Genomic DNA, 16824 nt, shown 5'->3' on the forward strand with positions numbered 1-16824 from the left:
TCATCTACCTCAGTTTCAGGGTTGCAAGGCCAATCAGCACCAGAATCACGGTGATGATCCAGAAGCGGACGATCACCCGAGGCTCTGGCCAGCCCTTGAGTTCAAAGTGGTGGTGGATCGGCGCCATGCGGAACACGCGCTTGCCGGTCAGCTTGAAGGAGGCGACCTGGATCACCACCGACAAGGTTTCCATGACGAAGATGCCGCCCATGATGAACAGGACGATTTCCTGGCGAACGATGACCGCGATGGTGCCCAGCGCCGCGCCCAGTGCCAGTGCACCGACGTCCCCCATGAACACTTGCGCCGGGTAGGTGTTGAACCACAGGAAGCCCAGGCCCGCACCGATCAGCGCGCCGCAGAACACGATGAGTTCACCCGAGCCCGGCACGTAAGGGATCAACAGGTATTCGGCGAACTTCACGTTACCCGACAGGTAGCAGAAGATGCCCAGGGCGCCGCCGACCATCACCGTTGGCATGATTGCCAGGCCGTCGAGGCCGTCTGTGAGGTTGACCGCGTTGCTGGAGCCGACGATGACGAAGTAGGTCAGCACCACGAAGCCGATGCCCAGCGGGATAGTGACGTCCTTGATGAACGGCAGGATCAACGTTGTCTCGACGCTGGTCGGCGCGGTCTTGTACAGGAACACGGCCGCAGCCAGGCCGAACACCGACTGCCAGAAGTACTTCCAGCGGCTTGGCAGACCACGCGAGTTCTTTTCGATCACCTTGCGGTAGTCATCGACCCAACCGATGGCACCGAACGCCAGGGTCACGATCAGCACCACCCACACGTAGCGGTTGGACAGATCAGCCCACAGCAGCGTGCTGATGGCGATGGCCGACAGGATCAATGCGCCACCCATGGTCGGGGTGCCGGACTTGGACAGGTGCGATTGCGGGCCGTCATTACGCACGGCCTGGCCGATCTGACGAATTTGCAGGGTACGAATCATCCACGGCCCCAGCCACAGCGCCAGGGACAACGCGGTCAGCACACCAAGAATCCCGCGCAGGGACAGGTACTGGAAGACCGCGAAGCCTTTGTGGAACTGTTGCAGATACTCGGCCAACAGCAGCAGCATTAATGTTTCTCCCCGCTGGCACCGCACAATGCCGCCACGACGTTTTCCATCGCAGCGCTGCGCGAGCCCTTGATCAAGATAGTGGTGTCGCTGGCACTTTCGGCGCTAACGGCGTCGATCAGCTCAGCTTGAGTAGCGAAATGACGGCCATTGGCGCCGAACGCCTTGACCGCATATGTCATGTTGGAACCCACTGCGTACAGGGCATCGACCTTGCCACGCGCGTAGTCACCCACCTGACGGTGGCCTTCTTCCGCCCATTGCCCCAGTTCGCCGATATCTCCAAGCACCAGGACGGTGCGCCCGGAAAAGCCGGCGAGTATATCAATGGCCGCGCACATGGAGGTGGGATTTGCGTTGTAACTGTCGTCGATTACACGCACACCGTTCGGCGCGATCTGCGCGACGGTGCGGCCCTTGACCGGTTGTACTGCAGCCAGGCCGGCGGCGATGCCGCTAAGGCTCAGACCAACGGCATGGGCGGCAGCCGCAGCGGCCAAGGCGTTGCTGACGTTGTGGGTACCCAGCAGGTTCAGCTGTACCGGCACGCTGCCATCAGGCCCATGCAGGGTGAACGACGGGCAGCCCCGGGCATCACGGCCAATATTACTGGCATGGAAGTCTGCCTGCGGGTTATCCAGTGCAAAGGTGAAAATGCGGTGGTTGCCGGCACGCTTGCGCCAGATGTCGAACGCCTTGTCAGCCAGGTTGAGGATGGCAGTACCGCCCTCGCCCAGGCCTTCGAGAATCTCGCCCTTGGCTTCAACGATCTTTTCCGGCCCGCCGAACTCGCCAACGTGGGCGGTACCGGCGTTGTTGATGATGACCACCTGAGGCTTCGTCAGGCCGACGGTGTAGCGGATTTCACCCATGCGCGAAGCGCCCAGCTCGATCACCGCCGCACTGTGCTCAGGGGCGATCTCCAGCAGGGTCAGCGGCGCGCCGAGGTCGTTGTTCAGGTTGCCACGGGTGGCATGCACCAGGCCACGGGTACGCAGGATGCTGGCGAGCATTTCCTTGACGGTGGTCTTGCCGCTGGAACCGGTAATGGCAACAACAGGCTTGTCGAAGGCAGCACGGTTCAAGGCGCCGAGTTGACCGAGCGCTACCCGGCAATCCTTGACCAGCAATTGCGGCAGGTCGACACCGGCCACTTCACGCTCGACCAGGGCAGCGACTGCGCCTTTGGCCTTCACATCGGCCAGGTAGTCATGGCCATCGAAACGCGGACCTGCCAAGGCGACGAACAGCTGCCCGGCGCTGACGCTGCGGCTGTCGATGCTGACACCGGTGAAGGTGGCGTCGCCACCGATTTGTTGACCACTCAGTGCTGTGGTCAGCTGGCTGAGTGACAGCGGCTTAAGCATGTGGAGCCTCCCAGGCTGCGAGTGCCTTCTCGGCTTCGGTCAGGTCGGAGAAGTCATGGCGCTCGCCATTGATCTCCTGGTAATCCTCGTGCCCCTTGCCGGCCAGCACGATCACGTCGTTGGCAGCAGCGGTGGCAATCAGGTGCGCGATGGCTTCACCACGGCCTGCGACGAACTCGACCTCGGCAGGCTTGGCGAAACCGGGGCGGATGTCGTCGAAAATGCGCAGCGGGTCTTCGGTGCGTGGGTTGTCATCGGTGACCAGTACGCGGTCGGCCAGGCGCTCGGCCACTTCGGCCATCAGCGGGCGCTTGCCGCGATCACGGTCGCCACCGCAGCCGAACAGGCACAGCAGCTTGCCGTGGGCGTGCGGGCGCAGGGCCTCGAGCACTTTCTCGAGGGCGTCCGGGGTGTGCGCGTAGTCGACCACCACCAGCGGCTTGTCTCCGCCACCCAGGCGCTGCATGCGGCCTACCGGCCCTTGCAGTTGCGGGGTGACCTTGAGAATTTCGTCCAGCGAATAGTCCAGCGCCAGCAGTGTCGCCACGGCGGCCAGCATGTTGCTCAGGTTGAAGCGGCCCAGCAACTGGCTGCGCAGGGCGCGCTCACCCTGGGCCGTGACCAGGGTGGCACGCACACCATCGTCATTGAATACGGCTTCGCGGCAGAACAGCGAAGCGTCCGGGTTTTCCAGGCTGTAGCTAAGCAACCGGGTCTCGATATGATCGACACTCGGGCGGCGTGCAAAGTCTTCGGCCAGGCGACGCCCGAAGGCGTCATCCAGGTTGACCACCTGGCGACGCAGGCTCGGCCAGGCGAACAGCCTGGCCTTGGCGGCCTCATAGGCCTCCATGCTGCCATGGTAATCGAGGTGGTCACGGGACAGGTTGGTCATCACCGCGATGTCGAATTCCAGTGCGGCAACCCGGCCTTGCTCCAGCGCATGGGAGGAAACCTCCATGGCCACAGCCTTGGCGCCACCTTTCTTGAGGTCGTTGAGGGTCGACTGCACGGCGATCGGGTCGGGCGTGGTCAGGCGGCCGCTCTGCAGCTCACCGTAGAAGCCGGTGCCCAGGGTGCCAATCAGGCCGCAGCGCTGGCCGAGCAGGTCCAATGCCTGGGCCACCAGTTGGGTAACGCTGGTCTTTCCGTTGGTGCCGGTCACCCCCACCAGGCTCAACTGGCGGCTGGGCTCGCCATAGAAGCGCCCGGCAATATCCGACAACTGAGCGATCAGGCCTTTGACCGGAATCAGCGGCACATCGGTCAGCGGCAGCACGTTGGCGCCCTGCTCTTCGTAGGCCACGGCAGCGGCGCCACGGGCCAGGGCATCGGCAATATGCTCGCGACCATCGACCTTGGCGCCCGGCACGGCCAGGAACAGATCGCCCGGGCGTACATTGCGGCTGTCCAGGGTCAGCTCACGAATCAGCGGGTCACGGCTGGCGTGGGCGAAAAGTTTGCTCAATGGCATTGTCATCATCCACGCCCTCCCTTGGCGGCTGCTGCGTTGACTTGCGATTGCACGGCGGGTGCCGCTGGCGCGGGTGGCGGCAGGTTATCTGGCGGCACGTTCATCAGGCGCAGGGTGCCGGACATGACCTTGCTGAACACGGGCGCCGAAACCAGACCACCGAAATAGCCGCCTTTGCCCGGTTCGTCGATGACCACGACGATGGCGTAGCGCGGGTCACTCATTGGCCCGAAGCCAGCGAACAGCGAGCGGTAGGCGTTTTCGGTGTAACCCTTGGAACCCACAGTGGCCTTACGCGCGGTACCGGACTTGCCGGCCACGTGATAGAACGGCACCTGGGCGCGGAACACGCCACGCGGCGCTTCGATCACCTGCTGCAACATGCCCTGAACGGTTTCGGCGGTTTCCTTTGGAATGGCCTGCACAGCGTCCGGGGCCTTGTCGACCTTGAGGATCGACAGCGGCACCATCTTGCCGTCGTTGGCCAGCGCCGCGTAGGCATGCACCAGCTGCAGGGCGGTCACCGAGACGCCATAGCCATAGGACAAGGTTGCGGTCTCGGCCTTGCGCCACTCGCGGTGGTTAGGCAGGTTACCGACGCGCTCACCCGGGAAACCCAGGCCGGTGTACTGACCCAGGCCGACCTGGGACATGACCCGGTAGATAGCCTCACCGCCAATGTCGAAGGCGATCTTGCTCATGCCGACGTTACTGGAGTTGATCAGGATGCCGGTCAGGTCGAGGATCGGGCCTTCACTGCGCGACACGTCCTTGATGGTGTAGCGGCCGATCTGCAGGCTGCCCGGGTAGACTTCGACCTTGTCGGTCGGCTTCCAGCGGCCGCTCTGCAGGGCCGCACTCATGGAAATCGGCTTGACCGTGGAACCCGGCTCGAACACGTCGATGATCGCCCGGTTACGCATGGCGGCCGGGAACATGCTGCGGCGGTTGTTGGGGTTGTAGGTCGGCTGGTTGACCATGGCCAGGACCTCACCGGTCTTGACGTCCATGATCACCAGGCTGCCGGCCTTGGCGTCCTGCTCGGCAATGGCGTTGCGCAGTTCGCGGGTGGCCAGGTACTGCAGGCGCAGGTCTATCGACAACGCCAAGGTCTTTCCGGCCTTGGCGTTCTTGGTTACCTGGATGTCTTTGATCAGCCTGCCGCGCCGGTCCTTGATCACCTGGCGCTTGCCAGGCACGCCGGCCAGCCATTCGTCATAGGCCAGTTCCACACCCTCGCGACCATGGTCGTCGAGGTCGGTGAAGCCAACCATGTGCGCGGTGACATCACCGGCCGGGTAGAAGCGACGGAATTCTTCCAGGCCGTACACACCTGGCACCTTCAGGTCGAGCACGTGCTGACCCTGTTCCGGGGTCAGGCCACGGACCAGGTAGATGAACTCTTTGCTAGCTTGCTGGGTCAGGCGCTCGGTCAACTGCTGCGGGTTTTGCCCAAGCGCTGCGGCCAACTGCGGCCAGCGGTCTTTGGACGCCTGCATTTCCTTGGGGTTTGCCCACAGGGTGGTAACCGGAGTGCTCACGGCCAGCGGTTCACCGTTGCGGTCGGTAATCAGGCCACGGTGCGCCGGAATAGGGATATGACGCAGGCTGCGCGCGTCGCCCTGCCCCTTGAGGAAGTCACGGTCAACGACCTGCAAATCGATGATGCGCCAGCAGATGGCACCGACCATGATGGCCAGCAAACCGATCACCACGCGGAAGCGCCACGGGTAGAGTGCGCCTTCGAGCTTCATCATGGCGCCACCATCCGCACTTCGTCAGCCGAAGGTACGCGCATCTTCAATTGCTCGGAAGCCAGGTTCTCGATACGGCTGGCAGCAGTCCAGGTGCTCTGTTCAAGAATCAGACGCCCCCACTCGGCCTGAGCCTTGTCACGCTCGTTCAGCTCACCGTACAAGGTGTTGAGCAACTGACGGTTCCAGTGCGCGCTGTAGGACACGGCGATGGCCGAAACCAGCACGGCAACGAACAGCAGAAGCATCAGGAAGCTTCCGCCTGGCAAGGGCTTGGCAAACAGCCTGCTCACCGCAGCTTCTCCGCCACACGCATCACGGCGCTACGCGACCGTGGGTTGGCCTTGAGCTCGGCTTCGGAGGCGAACTGGGCCTTGCCGATGAGCTTGATTTTCGGCTCGAAGGCCTTGTGCTGTACCGGCAGGTTGCGCGGCAGGTTGTCGGCCTCGCCCTTGACCAGCTTGCGCATGAACAGCTTGACGATACGGTCTTCCAGCGAGTGGAAGCTGATCACCGCCAGGCGGCCACCGACTTCGAGGGCATCGAGCGCGGCCTCGAGGCCGGCTTCCAGATCACCCAGTTCGTTGTTGACGTGAATGCGAAGGCCCTGGAAGGCACGGGTAGCCGGGTTCTTGCCTTTTTCCCAGGCAGGGTTGGCCACCTTGAGTACTTCCGCCAGGTCGGCGGTACGGGTGAAAGGCTCCTTTTCACGGCGCTCGACCACGGCACGCGCCATGCGGCCGGCGAAGCGCTCTTCACCGTATTCCTTGAAGACGCGGGCAATTTCTTCCACCGGCGCGGTGGCGATGAACTCGGCGGCACTGATGCCCTGGGCCGGGTTCATGCGCATGTCCAGCGGGCCGTCATTGAGGAAGCTGAAACCACGCTCGGGGTCATCCAGTTGCGGCGACGACACGCCAAGGTCCAGCAACACGCCGCTGACCTTGCCGTGCAGGCCGCGCTCGGCCACTTCCGCGCCCAGCTCGGCAAAGCTGCGCTGCACAATGACAAAGCGGCCGTCTTCGGCCGCCAGCGCTTGCCCCGTGGCAATCGCCTGTGGATCTTTATCGAAGCCCAGCAGCCGCCCTTGCGGCCCGAGCTTGCTGAGAATCAGCCGGCTGTGTCCGCCACGGCCAAAGGTGCCGTCCAGATAGCAACCGTCGGCGCGCAGGGCCAATGCCTCGACAGCTTCGTCGAGCAGGACGGTAATGTGGTTGAAGCCGCTATCTATGGTCACAGGATCAGGTCACGCAATTCGTCGGGCATGGCGCCCGGTTGTTGAATAGCTGCAAGGTCGGCTGCCGAAACCGCGTTCCAGGCATCTTCATCCCACAGCTGGAATTTGTTCAGCTGCCCCACCAGCATCGCCTTCTTGTCGAGCTTGGCGTACTCACGCAGGCGGGGCGGTACCAGGAAACGCCCACTGCCATCGAGCTCCAGGTCAACCGCATTACCGATCAGCAAACGCTGCAGGCGACGGTTTTCCTCACGCAACGACGGCAAGGCACGCAACTTGGCTTCTATCTGTTCCCACTCATCGAGGGGATAAACACACAAGCAGGGGTCCACGGCGTCGATGGTCACGATCAGCTGACCATTGCAACGCGAATCGAGCTCGTCACGGTACCGGCTCGGCATGGCGAGACGGCCCTTGGCATCGAGGCTGACGGCGTTGGCTCCGCGGAACACGGCTGCGATTCCCCACAATGTTAGCTTTTTTGTGCCAGAAAACCCACTTCATCCCACTTTCTGCCACTTGCGCACACTATAGGAATCCGCCCGCAGCACCGTCAAGGCACGTTCATAAGGAAAAGCCTTACAGGACCGAGATTTAGCGCGTTAAGAGAAGGTGGAAGCACTACCAAGGAGAAAAAAAGACGAGAAAAATCAAACCCACGCAAGCGAATGGAGTTCGAAGTTAAAGTGATTTATCAAGAGTAAGATTTTTTCGGTATTACCAGAGAGGATCTGCTATCGAATGAAGCAGAGAAGGAAAGGTGGAGAGTCGATCTGTAAGCCGGGTTTTGTCGAGGACAGTCATTCCTCTACGACGGCCATCACTGGACGCCTCTAGCAACCTACCCGGTTCCGACGCGGGCCACGCCTGATGGAACCCTATTTGGTCTTGCTCCGAGTGGGGTTTACCTAGCCACGCACTGTTGCCAGCCGTGCGGTGCGCTCTTACCGCACCTTTTCACCCTTACCGGCACCGAAGTGCTTAGGCGGTTATTTTCTGTGGCACTTTCCGTAGGCTCACGCCTCCCAGGCGTTACCTGGCACTCTGCCCTATGGAGCCCGGACTTTCCTCCCCCTGCTGCTCACACAACAAAAGTTGCGGAACAAAAACAGGCAGCGACTGTCCGATCGACTCTCCGCCGACAAGGTTACCGGCACGCGCGCCCAAGAACAAGCAATACCGGCATTTATATCAATTTGCCACTATTCGGTTTTCTGCTTTTCAAGGGCAAGTTGATACAACAGGTTCTTGCGCACCCCGGTAATTTCAGCCGCAAGTGCAGCCGCCCGCTTCAGCGGCAACTCGGCCAACAACAGGTCGAGCACCCGCTGGGCCTCGGCACTGATGGCCTGCTCGCCCTCCGGCGCACTCCAGCCACCCACCAATACCACGCACTCACCGCGCTGCTGGTTGCTGTCGCCAGCCACGAAGGCATGCAACTCAGCCAGCGGCAGGCCCTTGAGGGTCTCGAACGTCTTGGTCAGTTCGCGCGCCAGCAATGCCGGGCGGTCGCCACCAAAAACCGCCTCCATGTCTTCAAGGCACTCCAGGATTCGGTGCGGGGCTTCATAGAAGATCAGCGTGCGCGGCTCTTCCTTTACCTGCTCCAGGCGTGCACGGCGCCCCGCCTGCTTGGCTGGCAGGAAACCTTCGAAGATGAAGCGATCCGACGGCAAGCCGGCCGCCGACAGCGCAGCGATCAGCGCACAGGCACCCGGCACCGGCACCACATTCACCCCAGCGGCCCGCGCCTGGCGCACCAAGTGGTAACCCGGGTCGGAAATCAGCGGCGTGCCGGCATCAGAGACCAATGCCACGTTCTCGCCAGCCAGCAGCTTGGTGAGGAAACGCCCGCCTTCGTCGCGCTCGTTGTGCTCATGACAGGCCGCCAGTGGCGTGTCGATGCCAAAGTGTTGCAGCAGCCGGACCGAATGGCGGGTGTCCTCGGCGGCGATCAGCGCCACGTCCGCCAGCACCTTCAACGCCCGGGCGCTCATGTCATCGAGGTTGCCGATAGGGGTTGCCACCACATACAGCGTCCCCACCGTGGATTTCGAAGCCCCTGCCACATCAGTCACTGCGCACACCTGTCATTCGGATCAAAGGCGCCATTGTAGCCCGAGCGCCTGCAACAGGGCGCAAAGAACTTCACCAGCGACCGGCGGCAAGCCACCTATAGTGAAGGATCGACACGGCGACATCGCGCCCCGGCCAGTGCTTGGGTACAATTGCCGGCCAACTTGATCGAGTAACAGGACCTTTACATGATCGCTTGCCTGCGGCTGCTCACAGCCCTCTGCCTCGCTGCCCTGCTGGCAGCCTGCGCCAGCTCGCCCTCATCCAGCCTGGGCGAACTGCCACGCACCCCGGATGCCAGCATCGAGCAACTGCTCGAAAAGGCCGCTTCCAGCAAGTCTGCAGAAGACGCCGCCCTGCTGCGCCTGAGCGCAGCCGACCTGGCCTACAAGCAGAAGGACTTCCCACGCGCCGCACGCATCCTCGAGCAAGTGCCGCTGGACACGCTCAAGCCGGCCCAGCAAGTGTTCGCCAGCACCCTCGCTGCCGAACTGGCGATGAGCCGCAACCAACCCAAGGCCGCCCTGACTGCACTGGCTCACCCTAGCCTGCAGCGCGTCGCCGAGCTTCCGGCAGAGCAGCAAGCACGCACCTACAGCGTGCACGCCGCCGCCCTCGAAGCCGACGGCCAGGCCCTGGCTGCTGCGCAACAGCGTGTACTGCTGGCCCCGCTGCTCAGCGGCCAGGCCGCCAGTGCCAACAACGATGCCATCTGGGCACTGGTCGCCTCGCTGCCGGCAGAGCAACTGCAGCAGCCAGCCAACGACCGGACGCTAAGCGGCTGGACCAGCCTGGCCTTCGCCGTGAAAAGCGCCGGCACCCTGGAGCAGCAGCAAGCGGCTATCGAAGCCTGGGTCAAACAGCACCCGGACCACCCGGCAGCCCTGCAACTGCCGCAGGCACTGACCAAGCTCAAGGAACTGGCCAGCCAGCCGCTGACCAAGATTGCCCTGCTGCTGCCGCAGGAAGGCCCGCTGGCCGGTGTTGCCCGCGCGTTGCGCGACGGCTTCATGGCCGCCCACTTCCAGGCCCAGCAGGCCGGCCAGCCGGCGCCTGCAGTGCAGGTGTTCGACAGCTCGCGCATCGGCTCGCTCGATGATTTCTATCGCCAGGCCCAGGCCGCTGGTGTGCAACTGGTCATCGGCCCGCTGGAAAAACCGCTGGTGAAGCAACTGGCCGCCAAACCTCAGCTGCCCATCACCACCCTGGCCCTGAACTACGCCGACGCCGGTCAGAAGGCGCCGCCGCAGCTGTTCCAGTTCGGCCTGGCTGCCGAGGACGAGGCCCGCGAAGTTGCCCGCCGCGCACGTGCAGACGGCATGGTTCGCGCCGTGGCCCTGGTACCGAGTGGCGAATGGGGCGACCGCGTACTGGCCGCCTTCCGCCAGGATTGGGAAGGCAATGGCGGCACCCTGCTCGCCGCCGAGCGCATCGCCCAACCTGTCGCCCTGGCCCAGCAAATTGCCGACCTGTTCCAGCTGCGCCAGAGCGAGGGCCGCGCCAAGAGCCTGCAAAGCACGGTAGGCGGCAGCATCGCAGCACAACCGTCGCGCCGCCAGGACATCGACTTCATCTTCCTCGCCTCGACCCCACAGCAGGCACAGCAGATCAAGCCGACCCTGAACTTCCAGTACGCCGGTGACGTGCCTGTCTACGCGACCTCGAACCTGTACAGCGCCAGCGGCGACGTCAACCAGTACAATGACATGAACGGCATTCGCTTCTGCGAAACGCCGTGGTTGCTCGACTCCAGCAACAGCCTGCGCCAGCAAGTCGTGCAACAGTGGCCGCAAGCCGCTGGCAGCCTGGGCCGCCTGTATGCCATGGGCGTCGATGCCTACAGCCTGGCACCGCGCCTGGGCCAACTGAAAGCACTGCCGGACAACCGCGTCATGGGCCTTTCGGGCAGCCTGAGCATCAACGCCAACCAACGCGTCGAGCGCCAGTTGCCATGGGCCGAATTTGCCGGCGGCCAGATCAAGCGCCTGCCTGACACCGCACGTTGATGGCCGCAGCATCACCAACCCGCGCCGGGCAAGCGGCAGAAAACCAGGCCCTTGAGTACCTTCAAGGGCAAGGTCTGCAGCTGCTGGCGCGCAACTGGCGATGCAAAGGCGGTGAGCTTGATCTGGTCATGCTTGACGCCGATACAGTAGTATTCGTCGAAGTCCGCTACCGGTTGCACGCGGGCTTCGGAGGCGCCCTCGACAGTATCGACGGGCGCAAGCAGAAACGGCTGGTGCTTGCCGCCACCCTGTTCCTGCAGAAGGAGCCCCACTGGGGCAACCACCCCTGCCGCTTCGACGTAGTCGCCCTGCAGGGCAGCCACCATGCAGGCAGACCGCTTCAATGGCTGAAAAACGCCTTCGAATGCTGAACCCACTTCGTTTTTTTTGCTCTATGTATCGCGGGCCGGTCGTTGTTGCGCGTAGCAAAGGCCACCGCCCTACTTAAGGTCACCAGATGGACATGCAATCCCGAATTCGCCGGCTGTTCCAGGCCAGCATCGATACCAAGCAACAGGCAATGGACATCCTGGCACCGCACATCGAGCAGGCCAGCCTGGTCATGGTCAATGCGCTGCTCAACGAGGGCAAGATGCTCGCCTGCGGCAACGGCGGATCGGCTGGCGATGCCCAGCACTTTTCCTCCGAGCTGCTCAACCGCTTCGAACGTGAACGCCCGAGCCTGCCTGCCATCGCGCTGACCACCGACAGCTCGACCCTGACCTCGATCGCCAACGACTACAGCTACAACGAAGTCTTTTCCAAGCAGATCCGCGCCCTGGGCCAGCCCGGCGACGTTCTGCTGGCGATCTCCACCAGCGGCAACTCGGCCAACGTGATCCAGGCGATCCAGGCCGCACATGACCGCGAAATGATTGTCGTAGCATTGACTGGCCGCGACGGCGGCGGCATGGCTTCGCTGTTGCTGCCCGAGGACGTGGAAATCCGCGTACCTTCTGCCGTTACCGCGCGCATCCAGGAAGTCCACCTGCTGGCGATCCACTGCCTGTGCGACCTGATCGACAGCCAACTGTTCGGGAGTGAAGAATGACCCCAATGCGCCTCGGCCTGATGGCCCTGACCCTGTGCCTGAGCGTCACCGGTTGCAGCTCGGTACTTACCTCTACACGCAATTCGCCGATCGAGGACGATCGCGGCACGCGCACCATCGGCAGCAAGATCGACGACTCGCTGATCGAGACCAAGGCCGCCGTGAACATTTCCAAGGCCAGCCCTGACCTGGACAAAGGCTCGCACATCGTTGTCAGCAGCTACAACGGCATCGTCCTGCTGGCCGGGCAAACCCCGCGCGCCGACCTCAAGAGCCTTGCCGAGCAAACCGCCGGCCAGGTGCAGCGGGTCAAGAAAGTGCACAACGAACTGCAGGTCATGCAGCCCTCCTCCATCCTGGCACGCAACAACGACGCCTGGCTGACCACCAAGATCAAGACCCAGATGCTGACTGACAATACCGTGCCCAGCTCGCGCATCAAGGTGATTACCGAAAACGGTATCGTCTACTTGCTCGGCCTGGTAACCCAGCAGGAGGCCAACTCGGCCACTGCCGTGGTACAGGGCGTGTCGGGCGTGCAGAAGATCGTCAAGCTGTTCGAATACATCGACTGACTCACTGGCGTCTTCGCGACTAAAGCCGCTCCTACAGGGGTACGCGATACCTGTAGGAGCGGCTTTAGCCGCGAAGAGGCCGGCACAGACAACATCAATGCCCCACCTTCAAGAAACCCTGGAAACACTGCATGAAAAAGCTTCTGCTGCCTGCCCTGTTGATCGGCACCTTCGCCACCCTGGCCGGCTGCTCCACCCCAAGCCTGATCACCCTCAACGATGGCCGTGAAATCCAGGCTGTCGATGCACCAAAGTTCGACCGCGATGCCGGCTTCTACGAGTTCCAGCAACTCGATGGCAAGCGCACCCGCATCAACAAGGACCAGGTCCGCACCATCCGCGACCTGTAATCCCGCGCTGCAACAAAGAAAAAGGCGATCCGGTTGGATCGCCTTTTTTTGTTACTTGACCACTTTCAGGCTCGGTCGGCCACTTGGGCGTGGCGGCTGCCCACCACCCTCTGGCGGCCCGTCGTCGTCCGGCTGCACGTCATCGTCTTCCGGCTCGTCGCCATCCATTGGCGACTCCAGCTCGAAGACCATGCCCTGGCCATTTTCGCGGGCATAGATGCCCAGAATGGCGCCAACGGGCACGAACAGCGAGTGGGCCACTCCACTGAAACGGCCCTCGAAGCTGACCGCTTCATTGTCCATGTGCAGGTGGCGCACAGCACTTGGCGAGATATTCAGGACAATCTGGCCATCACTGGCGAAACCATCCGGCACCTGAACTTTCGGGAATTCGGCATTGACCAGCATATGGGGCGTGCAATCGTTGTCGACGATCCATTCGTACAGTGCTCGAACCAGATAGGGGCGACTGGAGTTCATCAACGGCTCCTTAAAGCTTGCGCATTTCACGTTCTACGGAGGACAGGCTCGCCTGGAAAGGCTCGCGGGCGAACTGACGCTCCATGTAATCCAGCAGCGGCTTGGCTTGCCGCGGCAACTCGATACCCAACACCGGCAAACGCCAGAGTATGGGCAGTAGACAGCAATCGACCAGGCTTTGCTCATCGCTCATGAAACAGGCGAATTCATTGAACAGCGGCGAAACGCCGGTCAGGCTTTCGCGCAAGGCCTTGCGCGCTTCGGTTCTGGCAACCTCACTGCTGCGTGAATCGAGCACGGTATCGGCCAGGGCACACCAGTCGCGCTGAATGCGGTGCATCAGCAAGCGGCTGTTGCCGCGCGCAACCGGGTATACCGGCATCAGCGGCGGGTGCGGGTAACGCTCCTCCAGGTACTCCATCACCACGGTCGACTCATACAACGCCAGGTCACGGTCGACCAGGGTCGGCACGCTGCCGTAAGGGTTCACCTCGGCCAGCTTGGGCGGCAGGCGGGCGGGGTCGACATCGATGACCTGTACGGTGACGCCCTTCTCGGCCAGCACCAGGCGTACCCGATGAGAATAGTGATCAGCGGGATCGGAATAGCAGGCTAACCTGTTGGTTGCGCCCATGTAGCGGCTCCTCGCACGGGATGCTTGTGCAACTGTAAATGAAAACGCGCCCGGGGCGCCCCCGGCATTTCTGCTGGGGGCGCCCCGGGCGCGTTCAACAACCAGAAACTACTGCGTGATCAGTGCACGTCCTTCCAGTATTCACGCTTGAGCAAGTAGGCGAATACGAAGAAGAAAGCCAGGTACAGCAACACATAGGTACCGATGCGCTGGCTTTCCAGTTTGACCGGGTTGGCCGAATAGGCCAGGAAGGTCACCAGGTTCTTGACCTTCTCGTCGAACTGCTCGGTCGTCAGGGTACCGGATTTCGGCGTAATGGTCAGCTGGTCGCAGGCTTCATGGGTGATCGGGCTACCGGTCAATGGGTCGAACTGCTTCTTGCCATCGGTTACGGTCTGCACCTGCTTGCAACCAACCACCTGATTGCCTTGCAGACCAACCAGCACGTTGGGCATGCCGACGTTCGGGAACACCTTGTTGTTCACCCCGTAAGGCCGCGACGGGTCCTCATAGAAGCTACGCAGGTAGGTGTACAGCCAGTCGGTACCGCGTACCCGAGCCACCAGCGTCAGGTCGGGCGGCGCGGCGCCAAACCAGGTCTTGGCGTCACTGGGCTTCATGCCGATCTGCATGTGGTCACCAATCTTGGCACCGGTGAACACCAGCTTCTCCAGCATCAGTTCGTGAGGGATGCCGAGGTCATCGGCCACACGCTCGTAACGCTGGAACTTGGCACTGTGGCAACCCATGCAATAGTTGGCAAAGGTGCGCGCACCGTCCTGCATGGCGGCCTTGTCGGTCAGGTCGATATCGACCTTGTCCAGCTCCAGGCCGTGTTCGGCAGCGAAGGAAAAGGCAGGCATCACTGCCAGCAAAAATACTGCAATCAACTTTTTCATCAGCCAGTCACCCTTTCCGGAACCGGTTTGGTCTTCTCGAGCCTTGTGTAGAACGGCATCAGCAGGAAGTAGGCGAAGTACAACACCGTGCATACCTGCGACAGCAAGGTGCGCCCAGGTGTCGGCGCCAGTACGCCCAGCACGCCGAGAATGACGAAGGCCACGCAGAACACCAGCAGGAAGACCTTGCTGATCCAGCCCTTGTAACGCATGGAACGCACCGGGCTGCGGTCGAGCCAGGGCAGTACGAACAGCACGGCGATGGCCGCACCCATGGCGATGACGCCCATCAGCTTGTCAGGCACCGCACGCAAAATGGCGTAGAACGGTGTGAAGTACCACACAGGCGCAATGTGCTCAGGCGTCTTGAAGGCGTTGGCCTGCTCGAAGTTCGGTTTCTCCAGGAAGTAACCGCCCATTTCAGGGAAGAAGAACACCACGGCGCAGAACACGAACAGGAACACCACCACGCCGACGATGTCCTTGACGGTGTAGTACGGGTGGAACGGAATGCCGTCCAGCGGAATGCCGTTTTCGTCCTTTTTCTTCTTGATGTCGACGCCATCGGGGTTGTTCGAACCCACTTCGTGCAGGGCGAGGATGTGCAGCACTACCAGGCCGAGAATGACGATGGGCAGTGCGACCACATGCAGGGCGAAGAAGCGGTTCAGGGTGATACCCGAGATCAGGTAGTCGCCGCGGATCCACTGAGTGAGGTCGTCGCCAATCACCGGAATGGCGCCAAACAGCGAGATGATCACCTGGGCACCCCAGTACGACATCTGCCCCCACGGCAGCAGGTAGCCCATGAAGGCTTCAGCCATCAGCGCCAGGTAGATCAGCATGCCGAACAGCCAGACCAGTTCGCGTGGCTTCTGGTAGGAGCCGTACAGCAGGCCACGGAACATGTGCAGGTAGACCACGATGAAGAACGCCGACGCACCGGTGGAGTGCAAATAGCGCAGGATCCAGCCGTATTCCACGTCACGCATGATGTACTCGACCGAGGCGAATGCCTCTTCCGCCGAAGGCGTAAAGCTCATGGTCAGCCATACGCCGGTGACGATCTGGTTGACCAGCACCAGCAGCGCCAGGGAGCCGAAGAAGTACAGGAAGTTGAAGTTCTTGGGCGCGTAATACTTGCTCAGGTGGTCTTCCCACATCTTGGTGGCGGGGAAGCGAGCATCAATCCAGTCCATGAACTTGCTCATCATGCGTTCTCCTGGTCGACGCCGATGACGATGATCTCGTCCGACTCGTAAGAGTGCGGTGGCACTGGCAGGTTGAGAGGTGCCGGCTGCGACTTGTAGACGCGACCAGCGAGGTCGTAGTGGGAGCCGTGGCACGGGCAGAAGTAGCCACCTACCCACTTTGGACCGAGATCGGCAGGCGCCACTTCCGGGCGGAAGGTGGGCGAACACCCCAGGTGCGTGCACAGGCCGACGAGAATGAGGATTTCCGGCTTGATCGAGCGAACCTCAGGGTCGACGTAGGCCGGCTGCACCGAGGCCTTGGACTCTGGATCAGACAGGTCGCCGGTGATTTTTTTCAGGTTACCGAGGATTTCCTCCGTTCGCCGCACAATGAACACCGGCTGGCCACGCCACTCGGCCACCATCTGCTGCCCGGCCTCGACCTTGGCGATATTGACCTTCACCGGTGCACCCGCGGCTTTCGCCTTGGCACTGGGAAACCATGACCCCACGAACGGTACCGCAGCCCCCACTGCTCCCGCTGCCCCGACCACGGATGTCGCGGCTACGAGGAAGCGGCGCCGGCCTGCGTTGACGCCGTCATTGCTCATTCAGTCCTCTCCCATCAGCTTGCTTGGCCT

General features: G+C 62.1%; 18 protein-coding genes and 1 other RNA gene. 5 read left to right on the top strand and 14 right to left on the bottom strand.

Annotation, left to right across the window (positions count from 1 at the left end):
* Positions 1 to 4 precede the first annotated feature (4 nt).
* The 9 genes from mraY to rsmI form a co-directional block, all read right to left on the bottom strand.
* Positions 5 to 1087: a phospho-N-acetylmuramoyl-pentapeptide-transferase gene (mraY, locus tag QQ992_RS23350; protein WP_016713560.1), complete on the bottom strand. Its 1083-nt coding sequence runs from the start codon at positions 1085 to 1087 to the stop codon at positions 5 to 7.
* Positions 1087 to 2454: a UDP-N-acetylmuramoyl-tripeptide--D-alanyl-D-alanine ligase gene (locus QQ992_RS23355; RefSeq protein ID WP_286111204.1), complete on the bottom strand. Its 1368-nt coding sequence runs from the start codon at positions 2452 to 2454 to the stop codon at positions 1087 to 1089. The genes mraY and QQ992_RS23355 overlap by 1 nt, the downstream gene beginning before the upstream one ends.
* Complete coding sequence (murE, locus tag QQ992_RS23360) at positions 2447 to 3937, bottom strand: UDP-N-acetylmuramoyl-L-alanyl-D-glutamate--2,6-diaminopimelate ligase (protein ID WP_286111205.1); 1491 nt, start codon at positions 3935 to 3937, stop codon at positions 2447 to 2449. The genes QQ992_RS23355 and murE overlap by 8 nt, the downstream gene beginning before the upstream one ends.
* A complete protein-coding gene (locus QQ992_RS23365) occupies positions 3934 to 5682 on the bottom strand; it encodes a peptidoglycan D,D-transpeptidase FtsI family protein (protein ID WP_286113994.1) in 1749 nt (582 codons plus the stop codon). The genes murE and QQ992_RS23365 overlap by 4 nt, the downstream gene beginning before the upstream one ends.
* On the bottom strand, positions 5682 to 5975 hold the full coding sequence (gene ftsL / locus QQ992_RS23370; RefSeq protein ID WP_003260787.1) for a cell division protein FtsL: 294 nt from the start codon (positions 5973 to 5975) through the stop codon (positions 5682 to 5684). The genes QQ992_RS23365 and ftsL overlap by 1 nt, the downstream gene beginning before the upstream one ends.
* Positions 5972 to 6919, bottom strand: a complete 948-nt coding sequence (gene rsmH, locus QQ992_RS23375; protein WP_019097348.1) for a 16S rRNA (cytosine(1402)-N(4))-methyltransferase RsmH — start codon at positions 6917 to 6919, stop codon at positions 5972 to 5974. Before rsmH ends, ftsL begins: the two co-directional genes overlap by 4 nt.
* Positions 6916 to 7371, bottom strand: a complete 456-nt coding sequence (mraZ, locus tag QQ992_RS23380) for a division/cell wall cluster transcriptional repressor MraZ (RefSeq protein ID WP_004575120.1) — start codon at positions 7369 to 7371, stop codon at positions 6916 to 6918. Before mraZ ends, rsmH begins: the two co-directional genes overlap by 4 nt.
* Positions 7372 to 7679: 308 nt before the next feature.
* Positions 7680 to 8054: RNase P RNA component class A (gene rnpB, locus QQ992_RS23385), an RNA gene on the bottom strand.
* A gap of 67 nt (positions 8055 to 8121) precedes the next feature.
* Complete coding sequence (gene rsmI, locus QQ992_RS23390; protein ID WP_433963125.1) at positions 8122 to 8916, bottom strand: 16S rRNA (cytidine(1402)-2'-O)-methyltransferase; 795 nt, start codon at positions 8914 to 8916, stop codon at positions 8122 to 8124.
* Between the two features lie 267 nt (positions 8917 to 9183).
* Here rsmI and QQ992_RS23395 point away from each other — a divergent pair, with 267 nt between their 5' ends.
* From QQ992_RS23395 to QQ992_RS23415, 5 genes are all read left to right on the top strand, one after another.
* On the top strand, positions 9184 to 11001 hold the full coding sequence (locus QQ992_RS23395; RefSeq protein WP_286111208.1) for a penicillin-binding protein activator: 1818 nt from the start codon (positions 9184 to 9186) through the stop codon (positions 10999 to 11001).
* A complete protein-coding gene (locus QQ992_RS23400; RefSeq protein ID WP_019098045.1) occupies positions 11001 to 11372 on the top strand; it encodes a YraN family protein in 372 nt (123 codons plus the stop codon). Before QQ992_RS23395 ends, QQ992_RS23400 begins: the two co-directional genes overlap by 1 nt.
* 86 nt (positions 11373 to 11458) lie before the next feature.
* The gene (locus tag QQ992_RS23405) at positions 11459 to 12052 is read left to right on the top strand and encodes a phosphoheptose isomerase (RefSeq protein ID WP_016713550.1); all 594 of its coding nucleotides are present in this window, start codon (positions 11459 to 11461) and stop codon (positions 12050 to 12052) included.
* Positions 12049 to 12627, top strand: coding sequence for a BON domain-containing protein (locus QQ992_RS23410; protein WP_286111209.1), 579 nt, complete (start codon positions 12049 to 12051; stop codon positions 12625 to 12627). The genes QQ992_RS23405 and QQ992_RS23410 overlap by 4 nt, the downstream gene beginning before the upstream one ends.
* 131 nt (positions 12628 to 12758) lie before the next feature.
* Complete coding sequence (locus QQ992_RS23415; RefSeq protein WP_286111211.1) at positions 12759 to 12977, top strand: YgdI/YgdR family lipoprotein; 219 nt, start codon at positions 12759 to 12761, stop codon at positions 12975 to 12977.
* A gap of 51 nt (positions 12978 to 13028) precedes the next feature.
* Here QQ992_RS23415 and QQ992_RS23420 read toward each other — a convergent pair whose 3' ends face one another.
* The 5 genes from QQ992_RS23420 to petA all read right to left on the bottom strand — a co-directional run bounded on the left by QQ992_RS23420 (position 13029) and on the right by petA (position 16794).
* Positions 13029 to 13457, bottom strand: coding sequence for a ClpXP protease specificity-enhancing factor (locus tag QQ992_RS23420; protein ID WP_082426418.1), 429 nt, complete (start codon positions 13455 to 13457; stop codon positions 13029 to 13031).
* Between the two features lie 10 nt (positions 13458 to 13467).
* A complete protein-coding gene (locus tag QQ992_RS23425; RefSeq protein WP_286111213.1) occupies positions 13468 to 14091 on the bottom strand; it encodes a glutathione S-transferase N-terminal domain-containing protein in 624 nt (207 codons plus the stop codon).
* Between the two features lie 119 nt (positions 14092 to 14210).
* Positions 14211 to 14990 carry a cytochrome c1 gene (locus QQ992_RS23430; RefSeq protein WP_060499788.1) on the bottom strand — a complete coding sequence of 260 codons (780 nt, stop codon included), beginning with the start codon at positions 14988 to 14990 and terminating at the stop codon, positions 14211 to 14213.
* A complete protein-coding gene (locus QQ992_RS23435; protein WP_003251825.1) occupies positions 14990 to 16201 on the bottom strand; it encodes a cytochrome b in 1212 nt (403 codons plus the stop codon). Before QQ992_RS23435 ends, QQ992_RS23430 begins: the two co-directional genes overlap by 1 nt.
* The gene (petA, locus tag QQ992_RS23440) at positions 16201 to 16794 is read right to left on the bottom strand and encodes a ubiquinol-cytochrome c reductase iron-sulfur subunit (RefSeq protein ID WP_003251823.1); all 594 of its coding nucleotides are present in this window, start codon (positions 16792 to 16794) and stop codon (positions 16201 to 16203) included. The genes QQ992_RS23435 and petA overlap by 1 nt, the downstream gene beginning before the upstream one ends.
* Positions 16795 to 16824 lie beyond the last annotated feature (30 nt).

Source organism: Pseudomonas kurunegalensis (genome assembly GCF_030291635.1).
Lineage (GTDB): Bacteria > Pseudomonadota > Gammaproteobacteria > Pseudomonadales > Pseudomonadaceae > Aquipseudomonas > Aquipseudomonas monteilii.